Genomic DNA, 9809 nt, shown 5'->3' with positions numbered 1-9809 from the left:
TAATAATACATCATTAGTCATATTTTCATATATAAATACAGCATTGGCTATTGAAAATTTTTATTGTTCATAAAAAATACTTATATATTTTGAATACATATTTGAAATATATAAATATTCTTTATGATATAGATTATCAATTCTTCTATGGAAAAAGATTAAGAATTTTTAAGTAATTAAATATATATAGAAAGGTGGAAAAGAAAAAAATGAATAAAACAAATTTTTTAAAGAATCCAGTGATTAGAAGTAAAGTGCAATGTGAATTAGCTGATCCATGTAGTAATGTACTTGAAGAAATAAAAGAGCATGAAGAGTGTTCAATTGCGGGAGGAACAATGCTTACTACTAAGGGCTACCATGATGGCTATATCATTGCTAGTGCACTTTTGGGAAACAAAGGTAAAGTATGTACAGCAACTGTTGAATGTCAAAATAATTGTAGATCATAAAAATTACCTTTAAAGTTAGACAATAGATTAAAATATTATTGTCTAACTTTAAAGAATTAGTGAAAGGTAGTCTTAATGTGGAAAATATAAAAATTAGTGATTACAATATAACTATTGATGATATTGTTCAATATTGGATCAAGTTATTTCCTGAGGTTAAAAGTATAGCTAAGTTTGAAAAAATATTAGAAAATGTTTCAGATAGTACAATTAGCTCATTAGTAGAAGAAAATGACCATGTCAATAGTGAAAATACATTAAAAATTGAAAATATTACAAACTATGATATAAGTTGTTATTTAGAAAAATACTCAAGTAAATTAGATAAATATATACCGTTCTATCTTTTTTTTAAACCTTTAATTAATGCTCAGATAGATGATTTTATAAATAAAATTGCAAATATAAAAATAATTGAGGATATCGATATATTTGTTGAAAATATAATGGAACATATATTAGATCAATTATTCCAAGTTGCGTATAGAGTTATTATTTTAGAGATTAATGTAGCAAGAACAGAAGGAAGATTACAAGGAAAAACATCTGAAGAGAGATTTATATATTTCTCTAATAAATTATTACAAAATAAAAATTATATACATACAATGTATAATGAATATAGCACATTGATAGAGATATTAAATACAATTATAAAAAATAACTTTAATTATATTATAGAAATTGTAACTAACACGGCAAAAGAGCTGGATAATATAAATTTAAAATTTAACAATGGGAACTCAGTTGGATATATTAAAAAAATAAGTACTGGATTAGGCGATACACATAAAGGTGGTAAAGCTGTATCTACAATATATTTCAGTAAAAACATAAAAGTTGTTTATAAGCCTAGAAGTTTAGAGCTTGAGTATGGATTCCAAAAATTATTACAATGGGTGGAATGTAAAAATATTAAAGGATTATTCAACTTTAAAAAAGTAAAAATACATACAATAAATGAAGCTGGATGGATGGAGTTTATTGAATATAAAGAATGTAAAAATAGCAAATGCGGGAAAGAATTTTATTCTAGAACTGGGCACATATTATGCTTACTTTATATTTTAAATGCTGTAGATTTTCACTATGAAAATCTAATTGCTCATGGTGAATATCCTATTTTAATTGATTTAGAGTCTTTGTTTCATGGAAAGTTAAAGACACAAGATAAAGAGATTAATAGTGGATTTGCTAAAGCAAAAAAGATAATAGATAATTCAGTACAATCAATAAGCTTATTACCTACCAATATTAGTAAAAAAGTTGGACACGAATATGTAAGTATTGATATAGGAGGACTAAGTGCAAATAAAGAACAAGTGGCTCCTTTTAAATCTTTAATTATTGAAAATATGAATTTAGATACTATTAAAGTTATAAAAAAAGATACTATTGTGAAACCACAACTAAATAACCCTTCTATAAATGGGGAGTTTTTAAACTCAGAAAAATATTTACCGGAAATAAAAGAAGGGTTTGAAGTATTATATAATTGGGTGTTGGATAATAAAAAAGAGTTTTCTAAAATAGTAAAAAGTATTTTTGGGGGAATGAGAAGTAGGATTATACTTAAACCAACATTTTTTTATGCTCAGTTGCTAGGAATTTCAAGTCACCCAGATTTTATGCGAGATTTTTATCATAGAAAAGTATTATTACATAGGATAGGAATACATTCTAACGATGAATATTGTCAAATAATGAAATCTGAGTTTCAAGATTTGTTGAGTTGGGATATACCATTTTTTAATGTATCTATAAGTGAAACATATATAATAGATTCTCGAGGAGTTAAATATATAGATTTATTGGAAAAGTCGCCAATAAATTTGGTAGAAGAAAAAATTATTGATTTAACAAAAGCAGATTTAAAAAGGCAAATTGATTTTATAGAAGTGTCTTTTTTAAATAAACAAAATAGAGAACAAGATATAACTAGAATAAAATTTTTAGAAACAATTAATGTTAATAAATTAAAACCGGAAAAATGGATAAATGTAGCAGCAGAAATAGGCGAGTTTATATTAGATAATAGTTTTAGTGGTATTAATAGTTCAAATAAAAAAGATAGATTTTGGATAGGACCAAGTCTTGATGGATTTGAGGAAAGTATATGGAATTCAGATGTATTGGGATTAGATTTATATAATGGTAATACAGGAATAGCATTATTTCTAGGATACTTAGGAGCAATACTTAATAGAAGTGATTTTAAACAAGCTTCTTTTGAAGCAATGGAACCAGTTATGACATTTATTGAAAATATGGACAAGGACTACCCATATTTAGTTGGGGCATTTAATGGTATAAGTGGATATTTTTACGTTTTAAAAAAACTTGCAGGCATTTTTAAAGATGATCATTTGGATAGATTCATTTTAAAACATATTGAAGTATTAGCTCATTTAAGTAAAAAAGATGAAGTTTATGATGTCATTGGTGGATCTGCTGGAAGTTTAGGAGTTCTATTATCAATATATAATTCAACAGAAGATATAAATGATAAAAATAAAATTCTAGCAGTTGCCAAGGAAAATTATAAGCACATACTTGGCGGTGTTAAAGAGTCTCAGTTAGGAGTTTCATGGCCAACAAAATTTACACCTGCTTATTCAGGATTTTCACATGGGAGTGCTGGGTATATAGCTTATATGTATAAGTTGTATAAGTTAACAGGTGATAATGAAATTATCCATTATATAAATAAAGCTTTGAATTTTGAAGAAGAGCTATATTCAGATAAATATAACAATTGGTTTTCAACTGAGCATGATTATTCAATAAGTAATGGGTGGTGTCATGGTGCACCAGGAATATTATTAAGCAAAGCAATACTAAAAGAAAATGGATTTGAGAATAAGGATTTAGACAGAAAACTATCAATTGCAATTAATTCTACATGGTTAAATGGAATAGGAAATAATCCAACGTATTGTCATGGAGATTTAGGAAGTTTAGCAATATTAAACTATGCGGCCAATGTAACCAACAATGTTGACTTAAAGAATAAAAGTTATGCTACTTTTCAGCAGTTATTTGATGATGTATTATCAAATAACTGGAAAAAGAGAGAGTCAAGATGTACAAAATCTTATAGTTTAATGATTGGTATTTGTGGATTTGGTTATTCCATGTTAAAAAATTATGCTCCAGATTTTGTACCAGAATTTTTATGGTTAGAATAGTTAATCATTTTAGATATACGGAGTAATTAATGCAGCTTGATTACTAGAACTAATATATTAAAAAAATTTTATAGCTTATACTTGAAGGGAGGTGAGATCTGTGAATCAAGATATGAAAAATATAACAGGATTAATTGATGAAGAAGAATTAATGACTTTAGCAGGAAATGATGTTGTTGGTGGAACTGGTATGTCATGTGCTACAATAGCTGCTACAGTTACTCTTCTTGGAATCACATTAAATTCAACTGCTTGTCCAACATCAGCATGTACAAAAGCATGTAATAAATAATGATATTTTTATAACTAAAGAATACATAATTGTCTTAATAATATAAGATAATTATGTATTTTACATAATTATTAGAATGAGGTAGAAAATGTACAAAGATTATTATAATGACGTTGAAAAATTATATGAGATTATAAGAAATTCCAATGAAAAATCAGATGAAGTATTTCAGATATGTAAAAAAAATAACGAATTATTTGGTAAATTTTTTATTGAATTTTTAGATTTTTTTAAAGTTAAATTGGATGATATACTTTATAAATTCAGAAAAAATAACTGTATCGAACTAATAGAAAAAAATATAATAATAAGTGTATTAAACTCATTAATAGAAGATTTGCTAAATGTGAGTGGAAGGACTTTAATTGCAGAAATTAATATAAAAAGAGAGGAAAATTTATTAATAGGAGAAACTTCTAAAAGCCGTTATAATTTTTTTAACGAGCTTTTATTAAATGATAAATATAAAATTGAACTTTTAAAAAAATATCCTGTTTTAGCATATTTAATATATACTAAAATTTTCAATAAACTTGAGGTAATTTCAGAATTACTTGAAAGACTAGTTCGTGATTATGCAATAATTAAAAGTGAACTAAATATGGATTTTAAAGTGATTCAAAATATTAATTTTAGTTCAGGAGATACACATAATGGAGGCAAAAGTGTTTTAATTATTGTTACAGATAAAGGTAAAATTGTTTATAAACCTCATAGTTTATCACCAGAAAAAATGTTTGGTGAAATTATAGATTTTATAAATAAAAAAGAGACTTTAAAAATTAAAGTTAATAAAATAAGAACAATAGATTTTAATGGTTATGGATGGCAAGAATTTGCAGAATATAAGTCTTGTAAAAACTTAACTGAAGTATGTAATTATTTTTATAAAATAGGAGTAGAATTGGCTATATTTCATATGTTAGGTTGTGATGATTTGCATTACGAAAATTTAATTGCATGTGGTGAAAATCCAGTTTTTATCGATTTGGAGACTTTATTAAAAAATAATTCATCAGATACATTATATAGTGAAAATCTTACTACTGTGTTTAATCAAAATATAAACGATTCGGTTTTAGGTACAATGCTTTTGCCATTAAATGTGAAAGGGTCTGTTTTTGATTATGATATGGGTGGCATTTCTAGTTATGGAGATCAAAAATCGAATTTTTGGAAATCTTATGTAATAGAAAATGCAGGAACAGATGAGATTAGATTGAATAAAAAATCTATTAATATTGGTGATAGTTATAATAAGGTTATGTTAAATGAAGAAGTAATGGAACCTATAGATTTTAATCAAGATATCCACAATGGATTTTTCGACTGTTATAGATTAATACTTGACAATAAAACTGATTTAATAAAATTTATAAATTTAATAAAAAATGTAGAAGTAAGACAAGTGTTAAGAGCGACAGCTGTTTATGCTAGGTTTTTAGAAGCTGCAACCCATCCTAGCTACTTAACTGATTTTAAAGAAAGAGAGATGCTCTTATCAAAAATACGTGTTTTAAATCAAGAAACAACAGAAAACTTAAAAAATAAAAATCTTTATGAAATTGATGCTTTAATGGATAATGATATACCTTATTTCACTACATATTTATGGACAAATGATTTGGTTTGTAATAATAAAGTTAAAATTAGGAACTATTATAATTCAACTTTAAGTGAAATATTACTAGACAGAGTACAAAGTTTAAGTGAAATAAATTTAAAAAAGCAACTATATTATATTCGTATGTCATTAGCAACTACAGTAAAGGATATATGGAAAAAAGAAAGTTTAAAAGAAAATTCTAATATAACATACTTTAAAAATAAAAAAAGTTATATTGAATGTGCAAAAGAATTAGGGGATTTATTTTGTGAAACTGCAATATGGAGTAAAGATAAAAATACATGTACTTGGTTAACTCAAATTATTGCAAAAGAAGATAAATTTGAATTAGGACCATTAAACTATTCATTATATGAAGGTGGCGGAGTAATCCTATTTTTAAACACATTAGCTAAAGAAACAGGTGAATCAAAATATAGTAAAGTATCTATGGCTGGAATGAAAGGCATAGAAGAAATATATCTTCAACATTCTACAAATCAACTACAACCTTCTTTATTTCAAGGAATAGGTTCTTTAATATATATATATTACTCAATATATTCTTTAAATGATGATAAAGATGCGTATTCAAAATACATTAAATATTTGAAAGAGTTATCAGAATATGATATAGATAAAACAGCTTTAGATGTTATCAGTGGTGTTTCAGGTTTGATTATAGTGTTATTAAATATTTATTCAAAAGAGAAATCAGAATTGTTATTGACCACATGTGATAAACTTGGAAAAGTATTATATGAATCATTATTAGAAGATAATTTAAACCATTTTACTGGACTCTCACATGGTTATGCTGGTTTCTCATGGGCTCTTATTTTATTAGGGAAATATGTTAATAATAATAACTATTTAGAATTAGGCAAAAAGTTGATTGAAATAGAAAATGAAAAATTCAACAAAGATAAATTAAATTGGAAAGATATAAGAACAGAAGACAAAAATGTTGACCATGTACTTTGGTGTCACGGAGCATCAGGAATTGCATTATCAAGAGCTAATTTATTAAATTGTTTAGATGACAAGGATACTATTAAAATACAGAGAGATTTAGAATTAGCTATAAAAAAATTAACCTCAGAGGGTTTTACTGATGAATTAGATCACAGTATATGTCATGGAATATTTGGCAATATAGACATATTACTCAAGTTATCGCAAATCTTAAATGATAGAATGCTACTAGAGCAAGCATATAAAGAAGCTGATAAAGCATTAAAGTATATTAGAACAAAAGGGATAAAATGCGGTATGAAAAAATCTTTTGACATTTCCACGTTCATGATTGGATTATCAGGTATAGGATATGTACTTTTAAGACTACATAATCCTAGATATGCATCAGTATTATCATTAGAAGTATTAAATGCAGAGGTACTTTAAAATGAAAAAAAATATAAAAAAACATGTTCCATATGTATCTCAAATGCAACAAACAGAATGTGGATTATGTTGTTGTGCTATGTTACTTAGATATTATAATAGTAATGAAAGTTTATCAGAATTAAGAAATTTTTTAGAAGTAGGTAGGGATGGTTTAACTATTAAACAATTAGAATCATTATTAAATCATAAGGGGTTTAATACAAAAATATACAAAGGTAATATTGATGGATTAAAACAATTAAAATTGCCAGTAATTGTTTTCTGGAAAAATGAGCATTTCATAGTAGTTGAGAAAATAAATAAGTCCTTAGTTTATATTGTTGATCCAGCAACAGGTAGAAAAAAAATACCGGAAGAAGAATTTATTAATAATTTTTCTAATTATATTTTATATGCTCAACCTACTGAACATTTTATTCCTAAAAAAGAGAAAACAAAAAATGTATGGTCTCATATATTATTGAGTGTTTTTGAATGTAAAGTATTATTTACTAGCGTGCTTATTTTTTCTTTTGTAAGTTATATGCTAACTTTAGGAATTCCAATACTTATTCAAAAACTAATTGACCATGTTATTGTAACTAACAATATTAATTCAATAAGTACATTTATTATTGGTACAACTATCATATCTGTTCTATATGGTTTATTTGTTTTATTTAGAGGTATAAAAATTGTAAGCTTAAATTTATTTCTTAGTAAAAGGCTTATGACTGATACATTTTCTCACTTATTAAAATTACCGTATAAGTTTTTTGACCTTAGATCATCTGGTGACTTATTGTATAGATTGAGTAGTATAAATGGAGTCAGAGAACTTTTATCAACTCAATTAGTTGGAGGAATAATTGAGTTAGGCGTTTTAATTTTTATTACAGGTTATATGGCCTATAAATCAATTCTTCTTACTTTAATAGCAATAACAATATTTACCATAAATATTGTTTTTATGTTTATGATTAGACCAGCTCTGACTCAATCTATAGACAATGAAATTATTGAACAAAGTAAAGCACAGTCAATACAAATAGAAGCATTATTTTCAATTATGTCTATAAAGCTATCTGGTATGGAAGAAGAAGTTTACAATTCATGGAATAATAGTTATATGGACGTATTAAATTGTTTTAAAAGAAGATCAACTATTCAAAACATATCAAATACTATAAATGCTTTTATTCAAACTGTATCTCCTGTGATAATTTTAATTATTGGTATTTTTCTTTACTTAAAAAAGCAACTAACATTAGGTGAAGTAATAGCGTATCAATCATTATCAATGAATTTTTTTGGATTAAGTACATCCTTATTTGGATCATATACGCAGTATTTATTAGCAACTTCCTATTTAGAAAGAGTTAGTGATATAACAGATGCAGAAATTGAAATTAATCCTGAAAATTCTATAAACCATGAAATTACAGGTGATATTACACTAAATAATGTATCTTTTTCATATACAAAACATTCAACAGAAGTGCTTAAGAATATATCTTTACACATAAAAAAAGGAGAGAAAGTTGCTATTGTAGGTTCTTCTGGTTCTGGTAAAAGTACACTAAGTAAAATACTATTATCATTATATACCCCTACTAGTGGACAAGTACTCTATGATGGTATTAATATACAAAATTTCAATAAGAAAAAAATATTTAAACAAATGGGAATAGTCCCTCAAGATATAACATTATTGAATAAATCAATACTGAAAAATATTGAAATGAATAAAGAAAATATTGATATTGAAAAAATTAAAAAAGTAGCAAGGGTCTCTCAGATAGCAGACGAAATCGAAAGTATGCCAATGGGATATCATACAGTTGTTTCAGAGATGGGTATGAACCTATCAGGTGGACAACGTCAACGTATTGCATTAGCTAGAGCATTAATAAATGATCCTAAAGTTATAATATTAGACGAAGCAACAAGTTCATTAGATGTTATTATTGAGGCTAAAATTTCAGAATATTTAGGCGAAATTGGTTGTACAAGAATAATAATTGCACATAGACTTTCAACAATTATTGATTCAGATGTTATATATGTAATGGATAAAGGTCAGATTGTTGAAAAAGGCACTCATAATGAGTTAATTAATATACGTGGATTATATAATGAATTATATAGTTCTCAATCTAATAAATTAAAACTATCATAAATTTTAATTTATTCATTAAAAAATCAATATAATGAAAGTATATTGATTTTTTTAAATTTGTTATAATTATGATATAATAGAAATATATTGATGTAAAAATGGAGAATATTATGAAAAAAAACAAGAAGCACTCTTGTAAATTTATGACATTAGGTATGTGTTGGGGACCTGCGATTGCAGTTGGAATGAATCAAATATCAACTATGTATTTATTTATAATCATAGGAATGATAATAGGATTATTCCTAGATTATTTAATTTATTATAAAAATAAAAAGTCGAAAATGTAAATAATTTTGTGTAATTAAAACACCGATATATTCAAAGAACTTTTTGAATATATCGGTGTTTTTGTAATATATGTATTAACGTATAAAATCCGCGTTTTGTGGTTACTACCCCTTAATAAAGTAAAAGATTGAATGGAAAAATGATAGTGGTAATTATGGAAGGGCAGTAATTACAGTTAAAAATACTGGTAATAAAAATATAAGGTATGTAAAGGTAAATATATTTATGTATGATAGTAATAACAATATTATAGACAGCTATTGGACTAATTCATCTTCATTAATAAAACCAGGTGCTAAACTAGAATTAGAAAAAATGATACCTTATAAAGATAATTATGAAAATGCAACAATGAATGCAGAGATTGCAGATATGCGTTTTGATTAGTAAGAATGAGATTTAGGGAATACAGTAA

General features: G+C 25.6%; 7 protein-coding genes. All 7 read left to right on the top strand.

Translation table 11 applies throughout. The features are described from left to right. Nucleotides 1-209 precede the first annotated feature (209 nt). The 7 genes from BM119_RS18795 (at nt 210) to BM119_RS20105 (ending at nt 9781) form a co-directional block, all read left to right on the top strand. Nucleotides 210-452: a plantaricin C family lantibiotic gene (locus BM119_RS18795; protein WP_090043248.1), complete on the top strand. Its 243-nt coding sequence runs from the start codon at nt 210-212 to the stop codon at nt 450-452. 77 nt (nt 453-529) lie between these two features. After that, entirely contained in the window at nt 530-3640 is a 3111-nt protein-coding gene (locus BM119_RS18790) for a type 2 lanthipeptide synthetase LanM family protein (RefSeq protein WP_177199513.1), read from the top strand. 100 nt (nt 3641-3740) lie between these two features. Beyond that, nucleotides 3741-3932 (top strand): class II lanthipeptide, LchA2/BrtA2 family, encoded by a 192-nt coding sequence (locus BM119_RS18785; RefSeq protein ID WP_090043246.1) that lies wholly within the window; start codon nt 3741-3743, stop codon nt 3930-3932. Nucleotides 3933-4020: 88 nt separating this feature from the next. Further along, nucleotides 4021-6942: a type 2 lanthipeptide synthetase LanM family protein gene (locus tag BM119_RS18780; protein ID WP_090043245.1), complete on the top strand. Its 2922-nt coding sequence runs from the start codon at nt 4021-4023 to the stop codon at nt 6940-6942. Between the two features lies 1 nt (nt 6943). Then, on the top strand, nt 6944-9103 hold the full coding sequence (locus tag BM119_RS18775) for a peptidase domain-containing ABC transporter (protein ID WP_090043244.1): 2160 nt from the start codon (nt 6944-6946) through the stop codon (nt 9101-9103). 110 nt (nt 9104-9213) lie between these two features. Further along, a complete protein-coding gene (locus BM119_RS18770; RefSeq protein ID WP_090043243.1) occupies nt 9214-9393 on the top strand; it encodes a hypothetical protein in 180 nt (59 codons plus the stop codon). 127 nt (nt 9394-9520) lie between these two features. Beyond that, nucleotides 9521-9781, top strand: a complete 261-nt coding sequence (locus BM119_RS20105; RefSeq protein ID WP_341465764.1) for an FxLYD domain-containing protein — start codon at nt 9521-9523, stop codon at nt 9779-9781. Nucleotides 9782-9809 lie beyond the last annotated feature (28 nt).

Origin of the sequence: Clostridium frigidicarnis (assembly GCF_900111985.1) — a bacterium.
GTDB classification, from domain to species: Bacteria; Bacillota; Clostridia; order Clostridiales; family Clostridiaceae; genus Clostridium_Z; species Clostridium_Z frigidicarnis.
The sequence above is the reverse complement of the archived record's forward strand: the minus strand, read 5'-3'. Positions and strand labels throughout refer to the sequence as shown.

What these genes read in the sequence shown, in the direction of transcription:
- BM119_RS18795 (WP_090043248.1), top strand. Translation starts at nt 210, where the DNA reads ATGAATAAAACAAATTTTTTAAAGAATCCAGTGATTAGAAGTAAAGTG.
- BM119_RS18780 (WP_090043245.1), top strand. Translation starts at nt 4,021, where the DNA reads ATGTACAAAGATTATTATAATGACGTTGAAAAATTATATGAGATTATA.
- BM119_RS18775 (WP_090043244.1), top strand. Translation starts at nt 6,944, where the DNA reads ATGAAAAAAAATATAAAAAAACATGTTCCATATGTATCTCAAATGCAA.
- BM119_RS18770 (WP_090043243.1), top strand. Translation starts at nt 9,214, where the DNA reads ATGAAAAAAAACAAGAAGCACTCTTGTAAATTTATGACATTAGGTATG.